Here is a 20,275-nt window from a genome sequence, read left to right on the forward strand (position 1 = left end):
CCTTCGGGAGACCTGGGCACCACGAAACCCGCAGAAGACGGGTCTAGGGATAAGACGGGGAACATATGTTAGGTTTCATCTTGCAACGCCTGTGGCAGGCGGCGATCGTGGTGATGGCGATGTCGGCGCTGGTCTTCTGCGGCGTCTATGCCGTCGGCAATCCCATCGACGTGCTGATCTCTCCGGATGCGACGCAGGACATCCGTGCCGCGGTGATTGCCCAGTACGGGCTCGACCAGCCGCTCTGGCGACAATATTTCGCCTTCCTCGGCCGGATCGTCGAAGGCGATTTCGGCCGCTCCCTCGTCTATAGCATCCCGGTCAGCGAACTGATCCTCACCCGCCTGCCGGCCACCCTGGAACTGACGCTGGCAGCCGTTCTATTTGCCAGCCTCGTCGGCATCCCGATCGGCATGTATGCCGGCTACCGGCCCCACAGCCTGATTTCCCGCGCGATCATGGCGATTTCGATCCTCGGGTTTTCGGTGCCGACCTTCTGGTTCGGCCTGATGCTGATCATGGTGTTTGCCGTGCAATGCGGCTGCATGCCGGCCGGCGGACGCGGCGAGACGGTCAGCCTGTTCGGCGTCGATTTCAGCTTCCTCACCGGCGACGGGTTCGCGCATCTCGTGCTGCCGGCGCTGAACCTCGCACTCTTCAAGTTCTCGCTGATGATCCGGCTCGCCCGCGCCGGCACCCGCGAACTGATGCTGAGCGACACGGTGAAATTCGCCCGCGCCGCCGGCCTGTCGGAATTCACGGTGCTGAGCCGGCATGTGCTTCGGCTGATCTCCATCCCGCTCGTCACCGTCTTCGGCCTGGAACTGGGCTCGACGCTCGCCTTTGCGGTCGTCACCGAAACCATCTTTTCTTGGCCCGGTCTCGGCAAGCTGATCATCGACAGCATCACCTCGCTCGACCGGCCGGTCATGGTCGCCTACCTGATGCTCGTCGCCTTCCTGTTCATCGTCATCAACCTGATCGTCGATCTCACCTATGCGCTGCTCGATCCGCGCCTGCGAAAGGGACGTGCCTGATGCGCGATACTCTGCTTGGCCGTTTCCTAGAGGAATTCTTCCGCAACAAGGTCGCAACCGGTGCGGCGATCGTCGTTTTCCTGATCGTCCTGACCGCGATCATCGCGCCGCTGGTCACCCCACAGGACCCCTATGACCTGACCAGCCTGGTGCTGCGCGATGCGCGGCGCGCGCCGGGTTATGTCGGCACCGGCGGCTACACCCATTGGCTCGGCACGGACTCGCAAGGCCGCGACCTGCTGTCGGCGATCATCTATGGCCTGCGCATCTCGCTGCAGATGGGCGTGATTGCCGGCGGCATCGCCTTCGTCATCGGCGCGGTGGTCGGCTGCTCGGCGGCCTATATCGGCGGCCGTTTCGAAAGCCTCGCCATGCGCATCGTCGACCTGCAGCTTTCCTTCCCCGCGATCCTGCTCGCCTTCGTGATCGCTGCCCTTCTCGGGCAGGGCCGCTACCAGCTGATCATGGCGCTGATCTTCGCCCAATACGCCTATTTCGCCCGAACCGCCCATGGCGCGGCATCCGCCGAACGGCAGAAGGATTATGTCGAAGCGGCGCTCTCCATCCCGCTGTCGCCCTGGCGCGTGGTGCTGAAACACATCCTGCCCAACTCCCTGCCGCCGCTGATCGTCGTTGCGACGGTGCAGGTAGCGAGCGCCATTTCGCTGGAAGCCACCCTCTCCTTCCTGGGCGTCGGCCTGCCGCCGACCGAACCGTCGCTCGGCATGCTGATCGCCAACGGCTTCCAGTATCTGCTTTCCGGCCGCTACTGGATCTCGATCTATCCCGGCGTGGCGCTGATCCTGTTCATCGTCTCGCTCAATCTCGTCGGCGACCAGATCCGCGACCAGCTCAATCCGAGGCTCCGCCGATGACTGGCCCCCTTCTCGAAGTCACCAACCTCAAGACCTGGTTTCCGAGCGGCCGCGGCGAAATCAAGGCGGTCGACGGTGTCTCGTTTTCGCTGGCGCCAGGAGAAGTGCTCGGCCTCGTCGGCGAATCCGGTTCCGGCAAGTCGATCACCGGCTTCTCGATCATCGGCCTGATCGACGAGCCCGGCCGCATCGTCGAGGGTTCGATCAAGCTCGAAGGCCGCGAACTGATCGGCCTCTCCGCGCATGAACTGCGCGCCATCCGCGGCAAGACCATTTCGATGGTCTTCCAGGACCCGATGATGACGCTGAACCCGGTGCTGAGCATCGGCACCCAGATCAAGCTGGCCCTCGAAGCGCATGAGAACATCAGCGCCTCGGATGCCCGCGAAAGAGCGATCAAGGCGCTGGCCCAGGTCCGCATCGGCGAGCCGGAACGCAAGGTGGATTTCTTCCCGCATCAGTTCTCCGGCGGCATGCGCCAGCGCGTGGCGATCGCCATCGCACTTCTTCACCGGCCGAAACTGATCATCTGCGACGAGCCGACAACGGCGCTCGACGTGTCGATCCAGGCTGAAATCCTCGCCGAGATGAAGGAGCTGGTGGCCGAACTCGGCACCGCGCTGATCTGGATCAGCCACGACCTTGCCGTCGTCTCGTCGATCGCCGACCGCGTCGCGGTGATGAGGTCCGGCAATATCGTCGAGATCGGCCCGGCGCTCGGTGTGCTCACCCGCCCGCAGCACGACTACACCAAGGCGCTGCTCGACGCGCTGCCCTCGCGCGCCAAGCCCGGCCAATTGCTGCTGCGCGGCAGCGGCATCGCGGATGCGGCACCGCCGCCGCGCAAGTCGGCGACATTGAACCTGCCGCCGCTCGGCAGCCCCTATCTCGTCATCGACAATGCGATGAAACGCTTCAAAAAACCGGCGGGCCTGTTCAGGAACCTGGCGATCAAATCCGGCATTTCCCAGCCGCTGCCGGTGGTGCAGGCAGTCGACGGCGTCTCGATCACGCTGAAACGCGGCGAAGTGCTTGGCCTCGTCGGCGAGTCCGGCTCCGGAAAATCGACGCTCGGCCGCATGGCGGCCGGCATCACGATTCCCACCGCAGGTACGATCCGCCTCAACGGCAAGCCGGTGATGAGCGACGGCCGCAATGCGCGAAAAATCACCACCCGCATCCAGACGATCTTCCAGGATCCGTTCGCCTCGCTGAACGGCCGCATGCGGATCGGCGATATCATCGCCGAGGGTCCGCTGGCCCACAAGCTGGTGACCCGCGCCGAAGCCCCCGCCTATGTCAAAGACTGGCTGGCGGCAGTCGGGCTTGATCCCACCTTCGCCAACCGTTTCCCGCATCAATTCTCCGGCGGTCAGCGCCAGCGTATCGCGATTGCTCGCGCGCTCGCCATGCAGCCGGATGTGATTGTCTGCGATGAGCCGGTCGCCTCGCTCGACGTGTCGATCCAGGCGCAGATCATCAACCTGCTGATCCGCCTGCGCGCCGAACTTGACCTGTCGCTGATCTTCATCAGCCACGATCTGTCGGTGGTCCGGCATCTCTGCGACCGCGTCGCGATCATGTATCGGGGCAAGATCGTCGAGGAAGGCGTGGCATCGACGATCTACGCCGATCCTCAGCACGACTACACCAGGCGGCTGCTCGCAGCCGTGCCGGTCCTGCCTGAGGCGGCAGAATAACAAAAGGGAGAATGGGACATGGAACCCTGGGAATGGGACGAGGCCACCTGGCGCGGCAAGGTCAACAAGGTGCGAGCCGGCCGCTCGCTGAAGCCGAAGGCCTGGAAAGATGGCGCGCGCTGCGCGGTCGCACTTTCCTTCGACAGCGACCACGAGACCAACGAGCTTCGCGACGGCGGCGAATCGATCGGCCGCATGTCCCAGGGGCAATACGGCAACCGCATGGGGGTGCCGCGCATCCTCGAGACGCTGAAGAATGCCGATGTCCCGGCAACCTTCTTCGTGCCGGCCGTCGCAGCCCTCCTTTATCCGGACGAACAGCGGCGCGTCATCGCCGAAGGCCACGAGATCGGCCTGCATGGGTGGATCCACGAGGTGAACACCAAGGTTCCGGCCGACAAGGAGCGCGAACTGCATTTCCGCGCCGCCGATACGCTCGAAAAGATCACCGGCATCCGCCCGGTCGGCATGCGCACGCCCTCCTGGGACTTTTCCTACGAGACGCTGAAGATCGAGCGCGAACTCGGGCTGATCTACGATTCCTCGCTGATGGCCGATGACGACCCTTATGAACTGGTCGAGGACGGCGAGCCGACGGGCATGGTCGAACTGCCGGTAGAATGGATCCGCGACGACGCGGTCTATTTCAACATGAACCGGTTTACCGCGCTCCGCCCCTACACCCCGCCGACCTCCGTGCTCGATATCTTCAAGCGCGAATTCGACCGCGCCTATATCGAAGGCGGGCTGTTCCTTTTGACCATGCACCCGCATGTGTCCGGTTACCGCTCGCGCATATTCGTGCTGGAGGATCTGATCAGGCACATCCAGGGCCACGAGGGCGTCTGGTTCGCCACCCATGCGGATATTGCCCGATTTGCCAGAGACAATGGCGGGGTGTGAGCCCTCCAGCCCAGGCTGCGCTGGTTACCGATATCGGCGGTATTCAGTGCATGCGGTAGGCGCCTAGTTTTATCCCTTCCCCCGCCCCGGCGCGATGAAGGCTGCAATCGCCGTATCGTCGAACCCGGCCTCCTGCAGGAAGCGCCGGGCAAACTCGGCGGCAGAAGCTTTCATCGCGTCGTTCGGGCGGATCAGGTGGAAGGCGACGTGATGATCGATGGTCCTGTCGGACACGGCGACGACCCGGCCGGAGGCAAGCGCCGCGTCCGCAAGCGGCGGCCGGGCGAGCGCAATGCCGAGGCCATGCGCGCAGGCGTCGATTACCAGGTTATAATCCTCGAACCGCCGGTCCTGCCCGCGCGGCACGTAGTCGACACTCTCGACGGCCAGCCAGCGCCGCCAGGCCTCGATATTGGAATCGTGCAGGATCGGCAGTTCGAGCAGTGACTTCGCATCGGTGCGTCCGCTGAGACGTTCGGCAACCGCCGGAGCGGCGATCGGCACGAGTTTCTCCTGCCAGAGCGGGAGGCTGCGCACGCCGGCCCATGGCCCCTTGCCGCAACGGATCGCCAGGTCGATGCCCTCGCTGAAGTCCGCCAGCCGATGTTCCAGGATCACCTCCAAGTGGATATCGCTGGCCTCCAGCTTCGACAGGCGCGAGAACAGCCAGAGCGAGGCGACCGATGGCGTCACCGAAAGCCGGACGACCGTCTTGTTGCGGCGGGGCAGCCACCGCTCGTCCGTATCCCCGAGCAGAGCCAACGCTTCCTCCGCGCGGGCGAAAAAACGCGTACCTTCCGGAGTTAGCGTCACACCGCGAGCCTCGCGGGAGAAAAGCCGCACGCCCATCCAGCGTTCCAGCCGGGATATCTGCCGGGAGACCGCGCCATGGGTGACGCCGCCCTCTTCCGCCGCCGCGGAAAACGATCCGAGACGCGCGGCGCGGGCAAAGGTCTCAAGTGTATCAAGTGGTGGCAAAGTCTGCGAGCTGTGAACCATACGCACATATGATCATCGATTGCGTTGCTTTTCAAGCACGGATAAGAAGCGCTAAATCCTGACTTCCACGCTTCGAGGGAGAAAGAGATGAGCACGGTCGCCATGAATTCTGGAACAGACGATAGACACGGATTTGATGTGATCGCCTTCCTGGCGATCCTGGTGACCATCGTTTTCTGGGCCTCGTCCTTCGCCGTGATCCGCATCGCGCTCGGGCCGCTGACGCCGATCGAGCTCGCCACGGCACGTTATGTTCCGGCCGCCTTGATCGCGGTTTTCTATCTTGCCGCTGCCCGGCCAGCCCTTCCGGCCAAGGGCGATATCCTCCGCCTCGTCGTCGCGGCCGTGCTCTTCATCGCCGCCTATGCCGTTCTCCTCAACATGGGTGAGCGAACGGTGGCGGCGGGGCCGGCGAGCTTCATCATCAACACCATGCCGGTCTTCACCGCGCTCATCGCCATTTTCGCACTCGGCGAGCGGTTCGGCCGCTGGGGCTGGGTCGGAACGGCGATCTCCTTTGCCGGCGTGGCGCTGATCGCGGCCTCCGGCGAGGATGGCTTCGATCTCGATCCGAACGCGATCCTCATTCTCGGCGCCGCCCTCTGCTCGGCGATTGCAAGCGTGCTGCAGAAGCCGATCCTCGGCCGCATGCCGGCTTTGGCCGTCACCGCCTGGCTGATGCTGATCGGCTCCATTCCGCTGCTGCCGGCGGTTCCCTCCACCCTCCAGGCGCTTGCCGCCGCTCCGGCGGATGTCAACTGGGGCATCGCCTATCTGGTGCTCTTCCCAACCGCGATCGGCTACGTCACCTGGGCGATCGCCTTGAAGCGGCTGTCGGCAGCGCGGGCCGCCAATTTCCTCTACGGCGTACCCCCGACCGCGACCTTGATCGGCTTTCTCTGGCTCGGCGAAGTGCCGACCCTGATCGGCGCGATCGGCGGTGTCATGGCGATCGTCGGCGTGCTCGTCGTCAACGTGATGCGCAAGAGATAGTGCAGCCGTAGAGTTCATCAGGAAAAGCAATAGCTTCCAGCCAACTGATGAATCAATCTGTGCGGAGGTTATCTGCCGGCTCCGTTCACGAATTGCAGGATGAGCTGGTGGACATTGCCGCCTTCGCCCATCTCCATCCGATCGTAGTCGCTGCTGCGCTTCTGCTGCGCCTTCGAAATCTCGCCGAGTTTGGCGGTCAGTTCGGTCCTGATCTTTGCGCATTTCGGATCGTCGGCGACGCTGAGCCCCACGCTCACCCGCTCGATCTCCTTCACCATGTCGGTGATGATGACGCCGTGGACCAGTTCGTGCTTGTGGACGCCGGTAAAAAAGACATCCCATTTCCTCTTGAGCTCGGAGGAAAGCGCCGATGCGGGCTTGGGCAGCGTATAGGTGATGATCAGTTTTGGCCGCGCCGAAACCAGCGTACAGGCGCCGTCCGGCTGCGGCCGGTAATCACGGGTCCAGGTCAGCTTGAAATTGGTATGGGCGATGGCGCGCACCTCCTTGCCGATCTTCGGGCCACGCTCGCCGATGGAAGCGTAGAGATCGACGCCGGAATCACCCGTGATAGAATAGGTCTGGATCTGCTCGACCGACTGCCACTCGCTCTGCGCCGACGCCTTCAGCGGCACCATCCCAAGGCAGAGCGCCGCACCGAGAATTCCTGCACCTATCCTCACTCTTTTCCTCCCAAACCCGTTGCTGCGGCGAAACTAGAGATGCCGCAGCGCCGTTTCAATTCATCAAGCGTGTCCGGTGAACGCTATCCCTCACAACTTTTGTTCCAGGCCCCTTGCCATATTTCCTTCAAAATGGATGATGACAGTTATGTGACATAGTCATTTTGATTGAGTGCGGGGAGTGTAGTGGGAGAAAAGCAAAAGGTTTACGAGGCGCTGGTCGACGGCGCGATGGATGGCCTCACGGACGACGCCTTGTTCAAATTCGTCAATAAACGCTGCCCGAAAACATCGAGCAGGAAGATCGTCCGGGCGGCGCTGCTCGGCCTCACCGATCCCCACCTGCGTGACCGGAACATCCTCGATACGATCTATGCGCTGGCCATCAAGCATCGCATGGACGAGTTTCGCGATGGCCAGGATGGCGAGGACGAAAGGGACACCTGGCCCGCGCCTTTCGCCCGCCCGCTCGACACGGAAACGGCTCGCCCGGATTTGGCCTAGGCGTTTTCCCGCACTGTCATCCACCCTACACAGAAGCGGTCTAGGCTGCCCTCATCGAGGGTGAGTTCATGCACGGCCGAACCAATCTCACAGCCATGAGGCTCATGGATGCCTGCGAGCATCTGCTTTGCGAAGCCGAGGCTCTGGAGGATCTGACCGCTCGGCGGATCGCCATCGAAGCGCATGCGACACCCTCCGCCATCAGCTACCATTTCGGCTCCCAGGAAGAACTGGTGGCAGCCGTCGCCGAGCGGGTCTACCGGCGGCTCAATGCCGAGCGGCTGAGCCTGCTGCGCAAAGCTGCAGACCGCCGGGCGCCGGATCCGCCCGATGTCGAGGAAGTCATCGCAGCACTGGTCGGCCCGTCGATCCGCTGGAGCCTCGACCCGACCTCCAGTTATCCGGTCCTGTCGCACTTCACGTCGATGGCGAAAACCCACCGGGAACGCGCGCCGCATTACCGCCGCATCATCGATAACGTCGAACATCACCGGGCTTTCGTCCCGCATCTGAAGCGGATCGCGCCGTGGCTCGATGAGGTCGATATCGGCTGGCGGCTCAATTGTGCGCTCGGCATCCGCTCCCAGGTCACCCGCTCGCGGTCACGTACGGAAGTGCTGACCAATTACGGCATCGACCTCGATGATCCGGAAATCGTCATCGCCCGCATGGTCGAGGTGATCGCGCCGATGTTCCGTCGCTGAGCCGGTTTCGAACGGCATTCGAAATCCGTCACTCCCTCGAAACAAACCCCTTCTAACGGTCCTCCTGACGAAACCGTCATCCATGGAGGCATCCGGTGCGACGCGAGACCACATTCATCCATCTGACCGACCTGCACATCGGCACCGCCGACGACAGCCATCTGCACAGCGACACGACCGAGACGCTGCACCAGGTGCTCGATCTCGTCGCGACCGTGACGCCGAAGCCGCAATTCGTCATCGCCAGCGGCGATCTCACCAACCGCGGCGATGCGGAAAGTTTTCGCCGGCTGAAGGAGATCATCGACGCCAGGATCGACGTGCCGGTCATCTACGCGCTCGGCAATCACGACACCCGTCCCGGCTTCTACGAGGGCATGGGCATCGAGGCGCATGATCCGGATGCGCCCTACGACCACGACACGATCATCGACGGCATCCACATCATCACCATCGACTCGACGACGCCGGGCCTGATCGGCGGCACGATCGATCCGGAACAGTTCGACTGGCTCGCCTCGACGCTCGACAGCCATCCCGACTTGCCGAAGCTGATCGTCGTCCACCACCCGCCGGCACTCGGCGAGGAAGCCGATGCCACCCACTGGCGAACGATCCATTTTCCGCAGTCGGAACGTTTTCGCGAGCTGCTGAAGGGCCGCAACATCATCGGCATCCTGAGCGGCCATATCCACCACGACCGCGTCTCCGTCTGGCACGGCATCCCGGTCGTGGTCGGCACCGGCCAGCATGCCGCCACCGACATCCTGCGCACCGATATCCTGCGCATGGTGCGCGGCGCCTCCTTCGGCATCGGCACCATCCGCCCGTCGGGCCTCACCATGGCCTTCGTGCCGCTGCCGTCCGACCGCGCCGAGCTCAACACCTATCCGCTCGAACTTCTGATGGCTCGGGCAATGCCCGTCGCCGCTGAATAACCCTCACCCGGAGACACGCAAAATGCTGCGCAGAACCACGCTCAAGCTGATGGCGACGCTCACTGCCGCCTCGATGTTGCCCCTTGGCCTGCCGCTCGGCGCGCTTGCCGAAATGCCGGCAACCATCGACAAGCCGGTGACGATCACCTTCTACAATTACAACCTCGCATCCGCGAGCGCTGGCGCCGACGCCACGAAAGAGTTGATCGCCGGCTTCGAGAAGAAATTCCCGAACGTGAAGGTCGAGACGGTCGCCGTTCCCTCGAACGAGATCATCAACCGCGTCCAGGCCGATATCGTCGCCGGCAAGCAGCCGGACGTCGCCCAGCTGACCTTCCGCGACCTGATCTTCATCGCGTCCGACCTCGGCGGCAATGCGCTCGAGGACATGGTGCGCCCGGCGGAACTGAAAGACCATCTCGCCGGCATGATCCCCAAGGGCCTCGAACTCGGCAAGGTCGAGGGCAAGACCTACGGTCTCGCCTATACCTTCTCGACGCCGGTCCTTTACTACAACGGCGACCTTTTCAAGCAGGCCGGCCTCGACCCGAACAACCCGCCCAAGACCTGGGCCGACGTCAACATCGCCGGCAAGGCGATCAAGGAAAAGACCGGCAAGAACGGCTTCTTCCCAGGCGCCTACGGCCCGACCGACGGCACTTTCGTCTATCAGGCGATCGTCATGTCGAACGGCGGCAAGGTGCGCGACGACAACAAGCTCACTTACGCGGACAAGAATGCCGCCGAAGCGGTCAAGATGCTGCGCGACATGGTCGACAGCGGTGCCCATGCCAAGATCGACCCGGCCAGCGGTTCGGACACCTTTGCCGCCGGCAATCTCGGCATGTTCGTCTATACGACCGCGGTGCTTGGCTCCTACAAGAAGGCCGCTCAAGGGAAATTCGACCTGCGCATCGCCCCAATGCCATCCTTCGGCGAAAAGCCGACCGCTCCGACCAATTCCGGCAGCGCCCTGTTCGTCTTCAGCAAGGATCCGGCCAAGCAGCGCGCGGCCTACGAGCTCCTCAAGTACCTGACGAGCAAAGAAGCCTACACGGTCATCACCAGCAAGATCGGCTACCTGCCGCTGCGCCTCGATATCGTCGACGACCCGAACTACCTCGGCCCCTGGGTCAAGGAAAACCCGATGTTCCGCGCCAACCTGGAACAGCTGAACCGCCTCACCGCCAACGTCGCCTTCCCTGGCCCGAACTATCGCCAGGTCGAGAAGATGATGATGGACTCGGTGCGTGAAGCCGTCTTCGGCAAGGGCGATCCGATCGCGACGCTGAAAGCCGCCCAGGACCAGGGCCAGGACCTGATGCCGTAACCATCACGAGGGGATGCCGGGCGGGTCTCGCTTTCCCGCCCGGCGTCATTGTCCCTTAGGGGTCCTTTCGGGGAAATTTCATGACCGATATCCAGGCCGATCTCGCAAGACCACTCACCCTTGCCCGGGTGCCCGCGGCTGCCCGCCAGCGTGGCACATTCACCGTGCAGCCCTGGCTCTATCTGGCACCGGCGCTGTGTCTCCTTATGATGTGGACCTATGTGCCGCTGGTCGAGGCCTTCCAGCTCTCCTTCTACCAGTGGAACATGCTGCCGACCGCGCCGCAGCGCTATGTGGGCCTGACCAACTACCAGCGCCTGTTCGCACTGCCCGAGATGCGCGCCGCCCTCTGGAACACGCTTTTCTACATTCTCGGCCTCTTCCCGATGTCGGTGATCATTCCGCTCTTCGTGGCGATCTGGACCCAGGACCTCGAAGGCCGAGCCCGCACGATCTACCGCGCGCTGATCTTCGTGCCGATGATCGTTGCGCCCGTCGTCGCGGCCATTCTCTGGCGCTGGCTGCTCAACGAGGATCAGGGGCTGATCACGCTCGGCCTGGAGACGGTCGGTCTCGGCCGCATCGGCTTTCTGACCGACCCGAAATACGCGCTTGCGACGCTGACCTGGATTACCGGCTGGAAACTGATCGGCTTTTCCACCCTGCTGTTTTCCGCCGCCAATGCCGGCATCAACCCCTCCTATATCGAAGCGGCGCGCATCGACGGCGCCAGCCGCTGGGGCATCATCCGCGATATAAGACTGCCGCTGCTGTCGCCGACCATCCTGCTTCTGTCGATGATGACGATCCTGTTCGGGGCGCAGTGGAGCTTTGCCTACATCAACGTGCTGACAAATGGCGGCCCGCTGAAATCGACCACCAACATCTTCTACCTGCTCTGGGAATACGGTTTCCAGACCATGTCCGCCGGCTGGAGCTCGGCGGCCGGCATGATCGCCTTTGCCGGTTTTGCGGTGATTGCAGCGGGCTGCATGTGGCTCACGAAAAGGTTCGCGGTCTATGACAATTGACGCTTCCCCTGATCTTGCCTCGCTTGCCTCCGCCGGTCCCAAATCCGGCGGTGTCCGCCGACTGGCGGTGCATGCGGTCATGATCGTCCTGTCCTTCCTGTCGATCTTTCCGATCTACTGGATGATCGTCACCTCGCTCCGGCCGGAGAACGAAATCTTCTCCACTTCGCTCTGGCCGTCCAACCCGTCGCTCGAAAACTATGTCTTCGTGCTGACCCGCATTCCGATGATCGGAATGCTGATCAACACCACGATCGTATCCGCAGCGACCGCCCTTCTGCAGGTCGTGACCGGCCTGTTTGCGGCCTATGCGCTGGTGCGCTGGCGCATGCGCCTTTCCGGCGTCATCCACGGGCTCATCGCGCTCTCCTGGCTGGTGCCCTTCCAGGTCACGATGATCCCTAACTACGTGCTCGCCTCGCGGCTCGGCCTCCTGGACACGCTGACCGGTCTCATCGTGCCCAATGCGGCGCATGCCTTTGCGATCCTGCTGCTCTACAACGCGATGCGCTCCTTCCCGACCGAGATCCTCGAAGCGGCGCGCATCGACGGCGCAAGAAGCTGGAAGATCCTCTGGCAGATCGTCGTGCCGAACATGGGCGCGCCGATCGCCTCCCTGTCGATCATCGCCTTCATCTCTGCCTGGAACGAATATTTCTGGCCGCTGCTCCTGTCGCGAAAGCCGGAAAACTCGGTCGTCCAGATCGGCCTGCAGATGTTCATGACCCAGGAGGGCAATCTCTGGGGGCCGCTGATGGCGGCCTCGGCACTCGCCAGCCTGCCGATCCTGATCATCTACCTGGTCCTGCAGCGCCACGTCATTGAATCCTTCATGAAATCCGGAATCCGCTGATATGCTGAGTTACGAACGCCTGATCGCGCTGGAAGGCGCCCATAATGTCCGCGATCTCGGCGGTTACAGAACGGCGAACGGCGGCTTGACCCGCTGGCGCTCGATCCTGCGCGGCGACGCATTGCACGCCTTGAGCGAGGCCGATATCGACACCTTGCTGGACAACGGACTGACCACCGTCATCGACCTGCGCAACGCCCACGAGATCGCCGCAGAAGCCAACCCGTTCGTGGGCCATGCCGAAGTGCGCTACCACAACACGCCGCTGTTTTCGGCACTGGCGCCGGTGGAGATGATGGCAAATGCCGCGGTGAGCTTCGACATGGGCGACCGTTACTGCCAGGCAATCGACGACTGCCAGCCGGCCATCGCCGAAGTCCTGAAAACCATCGCCGACGCGCCTGAAGGCGCCGTGCTCTTCCACTGCAGCGCCGGCAAGGACCGTACCGGGGTGATCTCGGCACTGCTGCTCGCCAACGCCGGTGTCGATGAGACGACCATTATCGAGGATTACGCCCTGACGGCGACGATCTCCGGCCCGCTGATCGCGAGGCTCAGGGATCGCGCGCTCGGCCGCGGCACGCCGGCAGCTCTCGTCGATATCGTTCTGGCCTCCGAACCGCGCAGCATGCGCCAGGCGCTCGACCATATCGGCAAGAACTACGGCAGCGTGCGGGACTACCTCGTCCGCCTCGGCCTCGACGAGCCGGCGATGGCACGGTTGAGAAGCCGTCTGTCCTAAGACGGGAAGGCACCCCGGCCGACAACCTCATCGGGCCGTCATGCGCCGTTATGCGGCCGGGCGGCAGGAACGAGAACTCGATCGACGATCCGAGAATCGAGGTCGTACACGGAGATCGGCGTATCCTTGCCGATCCGGGTCCCATCCAGCAGACGGATCAGGTCATCCGCGCCACCGACGGGCTGGCCGTCGATGGCCAGGATGAAATCGCCTTCCTTCAAGCCCGCCCTGTCAGCCGGGCTGCCCGCATCGATGCGGCGGATGCGCACCGTCGTTTCCTGCGACATCCCGGCCTTCACCGCGACGCGGCGCGGCAGCGCGGTCGTATCGACGACGATGCCAATGAAGGCGCGCCGCACATGACCGAAACGTAGGATCTCCGACACGACGAAATTGGCCGTGTTGGAAGCGACCGCAAAGGCGATGCCCTGCGCGCCGCGGATGACTGCGGTGTTGACGCCGACCACCTCGCCGGAGGCGGACACCAGCGGCCCACCGGAATTGCCCGGATTGAGCGCCGCATCGGTCTGCACGACGTCGTCGATCAGCCGGCCGGTGGAAGACCGCATCGAGCGGCCAAGCGCAGACACGACGCCCGATGTCACCGACCAGTCGAAGCCGAGCGGATTGCCGATCGCAATGGCGATATGGCCACGCCGCAATTTCTGGGAATCGCCGAGCCGTGCCCAGGCCTGCACGTCCATGTCGGCGCGCACCAGCGCAATATCGGTATCGGCGTCGCGGCCGAGCACGCTGCCCTGCCCGACCGCCCCGTTGGCGCTGCGGATACGCACAGTTTTGGCGTCGGAAACGACGTGGTGGTTGGTGATGATCAGGCCGTCCGGCGAAATCGCAAAGCCCGACCCGTGGCCGCCTTGGCCAGCAACGCCGCCGAGTCGCTCGATGCGGCTGACGGCAGGACCGACGCGGTCGACCGCGCCGGCAACCGTCTCCGAATAGGCGTCGAGAAGCGCGCCATCCTCGGGGACGGGAGGATTGATATCGATAAATCCCATCACAAGAACTCCGGAAAACACCTTCCTGGAAAGGGGAAGGTTGTAGAAGGAGCTGATGTGGTGGGCCTAAAAGGCGGAAACAAGAACCCGGCAAATGGCCGGCTCATTCCTCCGAGAAGATCGGGTCCTGGGTGAACATGCCGCCCTGGTAGACAGCGGCCGGGGACGTCGGTTCCGGACGCCCCTTGGCATCGAGCTCGGCACGGAAGCGTTCGGCATTGTCCTTGGGCTTCCAGCCGAGATAGGACGCGTGGGAATTGTCCCACCACTTGCTGTCATTGTCGGAAATGCCCCAGATGATCGGGCAGCCGAGCATGGGCGCGCGGAAGACGCAGTCGATCAGGGACGCAAAATCGTCATAGGACATCCAGCCGGACAGCATGCGGTGGTTGATCGGCTTTTCGAAGCAACTGCCGATCCTGACGAGCGCCGTCTCCTGGCCGAATTTCTCGAAATACATCCGCGCCAGAGCCTCGCCGAAGCATTTCGAAACGCCGTAGAGACCATCCGGCTTCATCGGAGCCTTGACGTCGATATGCTCGTCCTGGCGATAGAAACCGACGACATGGTTGGAGCTGGCGAACAGGATGCGCGGCTGGCCATGTGCGCGGGCCGCTTCGTAGAGATTGTAGAGGCCGAGCAGGTTGGCGTTGAGGATCTTCGAAAACTTGTCCTCGACCGAAACCCCGCCGAGATGCAGGATACCGTCGCAGCCTTCGACCAGCTTCATGACGGCGTCGGCATCGCCGAGGTCGCAGACGACCATTTCTTCATTGGGGCCGGCGGGGCCGAGATCGACGATATCGGAGAGGCGAAGCGTTTCGGCAAAACCGGCGAGACGCGAGCGCATGGCGCGTCCGAGGCCGCCGCCGGCACCGGTGATCAAAAGTCTTTTCAAGAAATCATCCTCCGAAAGCGGCGCATTGGCCGCGGCAATCCAGTGAAGGCCAGTCTGTCGGCCAACTTGTTCGTGACAAGCGTCGATACTTATCATACATGTTGATGAAACCTGGTCAATAAGTTGGAGCCCGTTTGGAGTGGCGCTCGACTTGACGTATTAGACGTATTAGTTGACGCGATATTGTGATGCGCCGCTGCGCAGGGAGGAACGAATGAGCGTTGAAACCAGACTCGATACCGGCAAGGGATCGAGGACGCTTGTTTCCCGCCTCGGAGAAACGCTGCGCCAGGCGATTGCGGCAGGCCAGTTTCCACCGGGCTCCCGCCTGCCGAGCGAAGCACAGCTGACCGAGGCGCATGGCGTCAGCCGCACTGTCGTGCGAGAGGCTATCGCATCGCTGCGCGCCGACCGGTTGGTGGAAGCGCGTCAGGGCGCCGGCGTCTTCGTGCTGGAGCCTTCGCGTAACGCGCAGCCGGTCATGCTCTCCCTCTCGAATATCGATCTCGCCCGCGTATCCTCGATGATCGAGCTCCTGGAGCTCCGAACCGCGGTGGAAGTCGAGGCTGCGGGGCTCGCCGCCCTTCGCCGCTCCCCCGCACAGGAAGAGGTCATTCTCGATCGTCATTATGCTGTCCGCGCCTGTCTCGAGGCCGCGAAACCGACCAGCGAGGCAGACTTTGCCCTGCATCTGGCTATCGCCGAGGCGACCAACAATCCCCGCTTCCGCGAATTCCTGACCATGATCGGCCGCAGCCTGATCCCGCGCGCAGCCCTGCGCCCGGACGATTCGGAGGCCGACCAGGCGACCTATATCAAGCTGCTCGATGAAGAGCACAACGCCATCGTCGTGGCGATTTCCGACGGCGACGAAGACCGCGCCCGCGATGCCATGCGCCGGCATCTTCGCGGTTCGCAGTTGCGCTATCGCACCCTGCTCCGGGAGCTCCGTGAATCTGTAAGATGACTTGTTGACACAAGTCAGCGCAACCTGTACGACAATTTTTGTCTGGAGGAGACGCTTACAAAGGAAATCCGCATGATGACGCCTGAAGAAATCAAGGTCGCACTTGGTGCCGGCCTGCTGTCCTTTCCCGTCACCCATTTCGACAAGGAAGGCCAGTTCCAGCCGGAAAGCTATCGCCGCCATGTGGAATGGCTGTCGGGCTTCGATGCACCGGTCCTGTTTGCCGCCGGCGGCACGGGCGAATTCTTCTCGCTGTCCCCCAATGAAGTTCCCGGCATTGTTTCCGCCGCCAAGGAAGCCGCAGGCAAGACCGCGATCGTCTCCGGCTGCGGTTTCGGCACCCATGTCGGCGTCGAAATGGCCCGCGCGGTCGAAAAGGCCGGCGCCGACGGCATCCTGCTGCTGCCGCATTACATGATCGATGCGCCGCAGGAAGGTCTTTACCAGCATGTGAAGCGCATCTGCCAGTCGGTTGGAATAGGCGTCATGGTCTATAACCGCGACAACTCGATCCTGTCGGTCGATACTCTGCAGCGCCTCTGCGACGAGTGCCCTAACCTGATCGGCTTCAAGGATGGCAGCGGCGATATCGGGCTTGTCCGGCAGATCACCGCCACCATGGGCGACCGGTTGATGTATCTCGGCGGGATGCCGACGGCCGAGCTCTTCGCCGAAGCCTATCTCGGCGCCGGCTTCACGACCTACTCGTCGGCGGTCTTCAACTTCGTGCCGGGCCTTGCGGTCGATTTCTACAAGTCGCTACGCGCCGGCAACCGTGCCCGCTGCGAGGAGATCCTCAAGGACTTCTTCTATCCCTTCATGGCGATCCGCAACCGCCGCAAGGGTTATGCCGTCTCGGCCATCAAGGCCGGCGTGCGCCTGCAGGGTTTCGACGCCGGCAAGGTGCGCCCGCCGCTCGACGACCTGACGGCGGAAGAAGAAGAGATGCTCCTGAAGCTCATCGGCCCCTGGAAGCGGTGATCTCATGAAGATCGCTTCCGTTCGCACCCATCTCCTCGAACACAGGCTCGACGTCGCCTTCGAAAGCGGCTCGATGCGCTTCGATCGCCGCGCCCATGTGCTCGTCGAGATCGAGTGCGATGACGGCACGATCGGCTGGGGCGAATGCCTCGGCCCGGCCCGGCCGAATGCCGCCGTGGTCGCGACCTATGCGAACTGGCTGATCGGCGAAAACCCGCTCGAAACCGAAAAGATCTGGGCGCGGCTCTATAACGCCCTGCGCGACCAGGGCCAGCGCGGCCTCGCCGTCACGGCACTGTCCGGCATCGATATCGCGCTCTGGGATATCAAGGGCAAACATTTCGGCGTGCCGGTCTCCATCCTGCTCGGCGGTCGGTTCCGCGAGAGCGTCAAGGCTTACGCCACCGGCAGCTTCAAGCGCGACGGCGTCGACCGCGTCGAGGACAATGCGACGGATGTCGCCCGCTATTGGGAACAGGGTTTTCACGCCAGCAAGATCAAGATCGGCTTTGGTGTCGAGGAAGATCTGCGCGTCATCCGCGCCGTGCGCGATGCCGTCGGCTCCGACATGCGCCTGATGGTCGATGCCAACCATGGTTATGACGCCATAGAGGCAATCAAATTCGGCCAGGCCGCTGCAGAACTCAACATCGACTGGTTCGAAGAACCGGTCGTGCCGGAACAGCTCGCCGCCTATCGCGAAGTCCGCGCCCGCCAGCCGATCCCGGTCGCCGGCGGCGAGACCTGGCATAGCCGCTGGGGCATGCGCGAGCCGGTGGAAACCCGCGCCGTCGATATCCTGCAGCCCGACCTTGCCGGCGTCGGCGGCTTTACCGAAGCCAAGCGCGTTGCCGACATGGCAGCCCTTCACGGCATCCGCGTCGTGCCGCATGTCTGGGGCACCGGTGTACATATCGCGGCGGCCCTGCAGTTCATGGCGGCGATGATCCCGAGCCCGGTTCGGGTCAACCCGATCGAACCGATCCTCGAATTCGACCGTACCCACAATCCGTTCCGTCAGGCGGTGATCAAAACCCCGATCGAACACGAGCGCGGCGTGGTGCAGATCCCGAACGGCCCCGGCCTTGGGATCGAGATCAACCGCGATGCGCTCAAAGAATTCCGCATGGGAGATATCTGATGCTCGTCCGCACCCTTTCCGGCACGCCGCCCAAGACCAAACTGCCCAAGGGCGCGATCGACACTCAGATGCATGCTTATCTGCCGGGCTTTCCATCGCTCCCCGGCGGTCCCGGGCTGCCGGCTGGAGATTTGCCGACACCCGCCCAGTATCTCCAGTTCATGCGCTGGATCGGCATCGATCGGGTGATCGTCACCCAGGGCAATGCCCAGCAGCGCGACAATTCCAATCTCAACGCCTGCCTTGCGGAATTCGGTTCGATCGCCCGCGGCGTCTGCGTGATCGACAGCACCACGTCGGAAGCCGAACTGGATAACCTCGTAGCAGCCGGCAATGTCGGCGCCCGCATCATGGACCTGCCGGGCGGCGCGGTGAACCTGTCGGAACTCGAAGCCGTCGACGCCAAGGCGGCCTCCCGCAACTGGATGGTCGCCGTCCAGTTCGACGGCAGCAACATTCTCGACCACGAAGAGCGCCTGAAGAACCTGAAGTCCCGCTGGGTCTTCGATCACCACGGCAAGTTTTTCGCCGGTGTCACGCCTGATAGCCCTCAGGTCGATGCCGTCAAGCGCCTCATCGACGGTGGAAAATGCTGGTTCAAGTTCGCCGGCGTCTACGAATCCTCGAAGGCCGGCGGCCCGGACTACGCCGATGTCGCCGCGGTCGCCCGGGAAATCGCCAGATACGCACCGGAACGCATCATCTGGGGCACCAACTGGCCGCATAACCTCGCCCGCGAACAGGCCGATTATCCGGATGACGCGGCGCTGACAGATACCGTGCTCGGCTGGCTCCCGGACGATGCGGCACGCGAGCTCGCACTCGTGAAAAATCCCGAAGAACTTTACGGCCTGCCCGCCCGATAAACGGCACGGGAGGCCTGAGGAAGACTGATAAATTCAACGACCGGGGCGTGGAGGCTCCGGCGCTCACACAGAGGAGGACAACATGAAACTCACGAAACTGCTCGGCCTTGCCTTCGGCCTCGCGCTCGGCGCGACGGCCGCCAATGCACAGGTTACCCTGCGTTCCGCCGACATCCATCCGGACGGTTATCCGACCGTCGATGCCGTCAAATACATGGGCGAACTGGTCTCCCAGCGCACCAACGGCCGCATCAAGATCCAGGTGATGAACAACTCGGTACTGGGCGGTGAAAAGGACACGATCGAGCAGACCCGTTTCGGCGTCATCGATATGAACCGTGTCAATGCTGCGCCGTTCAACAACCTCGTGCCGCAGACCACCGTTCTCGGCCTGCCCTTCCTGTTCCGCTCGACCGAGCACATGCACAAGGTCGTCGACGGCCCGATCGGCGACGAAATCCTGAAGGCCTTCGAACCGCATGGCCTGGTCGGCCTTGCCTATTACGATTCCGGCGCGCGCTCCTTCTACACCACCAAGAAGCCGATCACCAAGCTTGCCGACCTGAAGGGCATGAAGATCCGCGTCCAGCAGTCAGACCTCTGGATCGCCATGATGCAGGCCTTTGGCGCCAACCCGACGCCGATGCCGATGGGCGAAGTCTATTCCTCGCTCGAAACCGGCGTGGTCGACGGCGCGGAAAACAACTGGCCTTCCTATGAATCGGCACGCCACTATGAGATCGCCAAGAACTATACGCTGACCGAACATTCGCTGAACCCGGAAATCCTGGTCATGTCCAAGATCTCCTGGGACAAGCTGACCCCTGAAGACCAGAAGATCTTCCGCCAGGCCGCCAAGGATTCAGTCGTCAAGATGCGCGAACTCTGGACTGCCCGCGAAAAGTCCTCTGAAGCCAAGGTTCGTGCCGGTGGCGCCAACGTCATCAAGGTCAACAAGGACGAGTTCTCGGCCGTCATGAAGCCGGTCTACGACAAGTTCGTCACAGATCCGAAGCAGAAGGCCCTGCTGGAACAGATTCAGGCCGTCAAGTAAGCCTACCGGAGACCGGCCCTCGCCAAGAGGGCCGGTTTTTTCTTGCATATCCGGCAGCCT

The 20,275-nt window shown here is 62.9% G+C and carries 21 protein-coding genes; 17 read left to right on the plus strand and 4 right to left on the minus strand.

What is annotated here, in order from left to right; translation table 11 throughout:
* Nucleotides 1-65: 65 nt before the first annotated feature.
* The 4 genes from LZK81_RS13175 to LZK81_RS13190 are packed head-to-tail and all read left to right on the plus strand — an operon-like array spanning nt 66 to nt 4,515.
* Entirely contained in the window at nt 66-1,037 is a 972-nt protein-coding gene (locus LZK81_RS13175; RefSeq protein WP_233953571.1) for an ABC transporter permease, read from the plus strand.
* The gene (locus LZK81_RS13180; RefSeq protein ID WP_037083410.1) at nt 1,037-1,912 is read left to right on the plus strand and encodes an ABC transporter permease; all 876 of its coding nucleotides are present in this window, start codon (nt 1,037-1,039) and stop codon (nt 1,910-1,912) included. Before LZK81_RS13175 ends, LZK81_RS13180 begins: the two co-directional genes overlap by 1 nt.
* Nucleotides 1,909-3,612 carry a dipeptide ABC transporter ATP-binding protein gene (locus tag LZK81_RS13185; protein ID WP_233953572.1) on the plus strand — a complete coding sequence of 568 codons (1,704 nt, stop codon included), beginning with the start codon at nt 1,909-1,911 and terminating at the stop codon, nt 3,610-3,612. The genes LZK81_RS13180 and LZK81_RS13185 overlap by 4 nt, the downstream gene beginning before the upstream one ends.
* Before the next feature lie 18 nt (nt 3,613-3,630).
* Entirely contained in the window at nt 3,631-4,515 is an 885-nt protein-coding gene (locus LZK81_RS13190; RefSeq protein ID WP_233953573.1) for a polysaccharide deacetylase family protein, read from the plus strand.
* A 69-nt stretch (nt 4,516-4,584) separates the two neighbouring features.
* Here the strand turns inward: LZK81_RS13190 and LZK81_RS13195 are convergent, their stop codons facing one another.
* Nucleotides 4,585-5,514, minus strand: a complete 930-nt coding sequence (locus LZK81_RS13195; RefSeq protein WP_233956548.1) for a LysR family transcriptional regulator — start codon at nt 5,512-5,514, stop codon at nt 4,585-4,587.
* Between the two features lie 87 nt (nt 5,515-5,601).
* Here LZK81_RS13195 and LZK81_RS13200 point away from each other — a divergent pair, with 87 nt between their 5' ends.
* Nucleotides 5,602-6,507 (plus strand): DMT family transporter, encoded by a 906-nt coding sequence (locus LZK81_RS13200; RefSeq protein ID WP_233953574.1) that lies wholly within the window; start codon nt 5,602-5,604, stop codon nt 6,505-6,507.
* Between the two features lie 68 nt (nt 6,508-6,575).
* Here LZK81_RS13200 and LZK81_RS13205 read toward each other — a convergent pair whose 3' ends face one another.
* Nucleotides 6,576-7,190 carry a DUF922 domain-containing Zn-dependent protease gene (locus LZK81_RS13205; protein WP_418936439.1) on the minus strand — a complete coding sequence of 205 codons (615 nt, stop codon included), beginning with the start codon at nt 7,188-7,190 and terminating at the stop codon, nt 6,576-6,578.
* 186 nt (nt 7,191-7,376) lie between these two features.
* Here LZK81_RS13205 and LZK81_RS13210 point away from each other — a divergent pair, with 186 nt between their 5' ends.
* The 7 genes from LZK81_RS13210 to LZK81_RS13240 all read left to right on the plus strand — a co-directional run bounded on the left by LZK81_RS13210 (nt 7,377) and on the right by LZK81_RS13240 (nt 13,292).
* On the plus strand, nt 7,377-7,694 hold the full coding sequence (locus LZK81_RS13210; RefSeq protein ID WP_233953575.1) for a hypothetical protein: 318 nt from the start codon (nt 7,377-7,379) through the stop codon (nt 7,692-7,694).
* Between the two features lie 68 nt (nt 7,695-7,762).
* A complete protein-coding gene (locus LZK81_RS13215) occupies nt 7,763-8,398 on the plus strand; it encodes a TetR family transcriptional regulator (protein WP_233953576.1) in 636 nt (211 codons plus the stop codon).
* Nucleotides 8,399-8,493: 95 nt separating this feature from the next.
* A complete protein-coding gene (locus tag LZK81_RS13220) occupies nt 8,494-9,336 on the plus strand; it encodes a metallophosphoesterase family protein (RefSeq protein ID WP_233953577.1) in 843 nt (280 codons plus the stop codon).
* A gap of 22 nt (nt 9,337-9,358) precedes the next feature.
* Nucleotides 9,359-10,666: an ABC transporter substrate-binding protein gene (locus LZK81_RS13225; protein WP_233953578.1), complete on the plus strand. Its 1,308-nt coding sequence runs from the start codon at nt 9,359-9,361 to the stop codon at nt 10,664-10,666.
* 80 nt (nt 10,667-10,746) lie between these two features.
* Nucleotides 10,747-11,697 (plus strand): carbohydrate ABC transporter permease, encoded by a 951-nt coding sequence (locus tag LZK81_RS13230; protein ID WP_052756729.1) that lies wholly within the window; start codon nt 10,747-10,749, stop codon nt 11,695-11,697.
* Nucleotides 11,687-12,550: a carbohydrate ABC transporter permease gene (locus tag LZK81_RS13235; protein ID WP_233953579.1), complete on the plus strand. Its 864-nt coding sequence runs from the start codon at nt 11,687-11,689 to the stop codon at nt 12,548-12,550. The genes LZK81_RS13230 and LZK81_RS13235 overlap by 11 nt, the downstream gene beginning before the upstream one ends.
* 1 nt (nt 12,551) lies before the next feature.
* Nucleotides 12,552-13,292 carry a tyrosine-protein phosphatase gene (locus LZK81_RS13240; protein WP_233953580.1) on the plus strand — a complete coding sequence of 247 codons (741 nt, stop codon included), beginning with the start codon at nt 12,552-12,554 and terminating at the stop codon, nt 13,290-13,292.
* Between the two features lie 38 nt (nt 13,293-13,330).
* On the opposite strand, the gene LZK81_RS13245 is transcribed toward LZK81_RS13240, so the two are convergent.
* Together LZK81_RS13245 and LZK81_RS13250 are read right to left on the minus strand one after the other, a co-directional pair.
* Complete coding sequence (locus tag LZK81_RS13245; RefSeq protein WP_233953581.1) at nt 13,331-14,308, minus strand: S1C family serine protease; 978 nt, start codon at nt 14,306-14,308, stop codon at nt 13,331-13,333.
* Between the two features lie 103 nt (nt 14,309-14,411).
* Entirely contained in the window at nt 14,412-15,206 is a 795-nt protein-coding gene (locus LZK81_RS13250; RefSeq protein WP_046625878.1) for an NAD-dependent epimerase/dehydratase family protein, read from the minus strand.
* 214 nt (nt 15,207-15,420) lie between these two features.
* On the opposite strand from LZK81_RS13250, the gene LZK81_RS13255 reads away from it, so the two are divergent.
* The 5 genes from LZK81_RS13255 to LZK81_RS13275 all read left to right on the plus strand — a co-directional run bounded on the left by LZK81_RS13255 (nt 15,421) and on the right by LZK81_RS13275 (nt 20,215).
* Entirely contained in the window at nt 15,421-16,173 is a 753-nt protein-coding gene (locus LZK81_RS13255) for a FadR/GntR family transcriptional regulator (protein ID WP_046604024.1), read from the plus strand.
* Between the two features lie 75 nt (nt 16,174-16,248).
* Complete coding sequence (gene kdgD / locus LZK81_RS13260; RefSeq protein WP_046608796.1) at nt 16,249-17,154, plus strand: 5-dehydro-4-deoxyglucarate dehydratase; 906 nt, start codon at nt 16,249-16,251, stop codon at nt 17,152-17,154.
* Between the two features lie 4 nt (nt 17,155-17,158).
* Nucleotides 17,159-18,295, plus strand: a complete 1,137-nt coding sequence (locus LZK81_RS13265; protein ID WP_233953582.1) for a mandelate racemase/muconate lactonizing enzyme family protein — start codon at nt 17,159-17,161, stop codon at nt 18,293-18,295.
* Nucleotides 18,295-19,161: an amidohydrolase family protein gene (locus tag LZK81_RS13270; RefSeq protein ID WP_233953583.1), complete on the plus strand. Its 867-nt coding sequence runs from the start codon at nt 18,295-18,297 to the stop codon at nt 19,159-19,161. The genes LZK81_RS13265 and LZK81_RS13270 overlap by 1 nt, the downstream gene beginning before the upstream one ends.
* Before the next feature lie 82 nt (nt 19,162-19,243).
* Nucleotides 19,244-20,215, plus strand: a complete 972-nt coding sequence (locus tag LZK81_RS13275; RefSeq protein WP_046668627.1) for a TRAP transporter substrate-binding protein — start codon at nt 19,244-19,246, stop codon at nt 20,213-20,215.
* Nucleotides 20,216-20,275 lie beyond the last annotated feature (60 nt).

The organism is Neorhizobium galegae, assembly GCF_021391675.1.
Classification (GTDB): Bacteria; Pseudomonadota; Alphaproteobacteria; order Rhizobiales; family Rhizobiaceae; genus Neorhizobium; species Neorhizobium galegae_B.

Excerpts from the sequence above, each read along its gene's own strand:
- LZK81_RS13175 (WP_233953571.1), top strand. The coding sequence starts at position 66 with ATGTTAGGTTTCATCTTGCAACGCCTGTGGCAGGCGGCGATCGTGGTG.
- LZK81_RS13180 (WP_037083410.1), top strand. The coding sequence starts at position 1,037 with ATGCGCGATACTCTGCTTGGCCGTTTCCTAGAGGAATTCTTCCGCAAC.
- LZK81_RS13185 (WP_233953572.1), top strand. The coding sequence starts at position 1,909 with ATGACTGGCCCCCTTCTCGAAGTCACCAACCTCAAGACCTGGTTTCCG.
- LZK81_RS13190 (WP_233953573.1), top strand. The coding sequence starts at position 3,631 with ATGGAACCCTGGGAATGGGACGAGGCCACCTGGCGCGGCAAGGTCAAC.
- LZK81_RS13195 (WP_233956548.1), bottom strand. The coding sequence starts at position 5,514 with ATGGTTCACAGCTCGCAGACTTTGCCACCACTTGATACACTTGAGACC.
- LZK81_RS13200 (WP_233953574.1), top strand. The coding sequence starts at position 5,602 with ATGAGCACGGTCGCCATGAATTCTGGAACAGACGATAGACACGGATTT.
- LZK81_RS13215 (WP_233953576.1), top strand. The coding sequence starts at position 7,763 with ATGCACGGCCGAACCAATCTCACAGCCATGAGGCTCATGGATGCCTGC.
- LZK81_RS13225 (WP_233953578.1), top strand. The coding sequence starts at position 9,359 with ATGCTGCGCAGAACCACGCTCAAGCTGATGGCGACGCTCACTGCCGCC.
- LZK81_RS13230 (WP_052756729.1), top strand. The coding sequence starts at position 10,747 with ATGACCGATATCCAGGCCGATCTCGCAAGACCACTCACCCTTGCCCGG.
- LZK81_RS13235 (WP_233953579.1), top strand. The coding sequence starts at position 11,687 with ATGACAATTGACGCTTCCCCTGATCTTGCCTCGCTTGCCTCCGCCGGT.
- LZK81_RS13240 (WP_233953580.1), top strand. The coding sequence starts at position 12,552 with ATGCTGAGTTACGAACGCCTGATCGCGCTGGAAGGCGCCCATAATGTC.
- LZK81_RS13245 (WP_233953581.1), bottom strand. The coding sequence starts at position 14,308 with ATGGGATTTATCGATATCAATCCTCCCGTCCCCGAGGATGGCGCGCTT.
- LZK81_RS13255 (WP_046604024.1), top strand. The coding sequence starts at position 15,421 with ATGAGCGTTGAAACCAGACTCGATACCGGCAAGGGATCGAGGACGCTT.
- kdgD (WP_046608796.1), top strand. The coding sequence starts at position 16,249 with ATGACGCCTGAAGAAATCAAGGTCGCACTTGGTGCCGGCCTGCTGTCC.
- LZK81_RS13265 (WP_233953582.1), top strand. The coding sequence starts at position 17,159 with ATGAAGATCGCTTCCGTTCGCACCCATCTCCTCGAACACAGGCTCGAC.
- LZK81_RS13270 (WP_233953583.1), top strand. The coding sequence starts at position 18,295 with ATGCTCGTCCGCACCCTTTCCGGCACGCCGCCCAAGACCAAACTGCCC.
- LZK81_RS13275 (WP_046668627.1), top strand. The coding sequence starts at position 19,244 with ATGAAACTCACGAAACTGCTCGGCCTTGCCTTCGGCCTCGCGCTCGGC.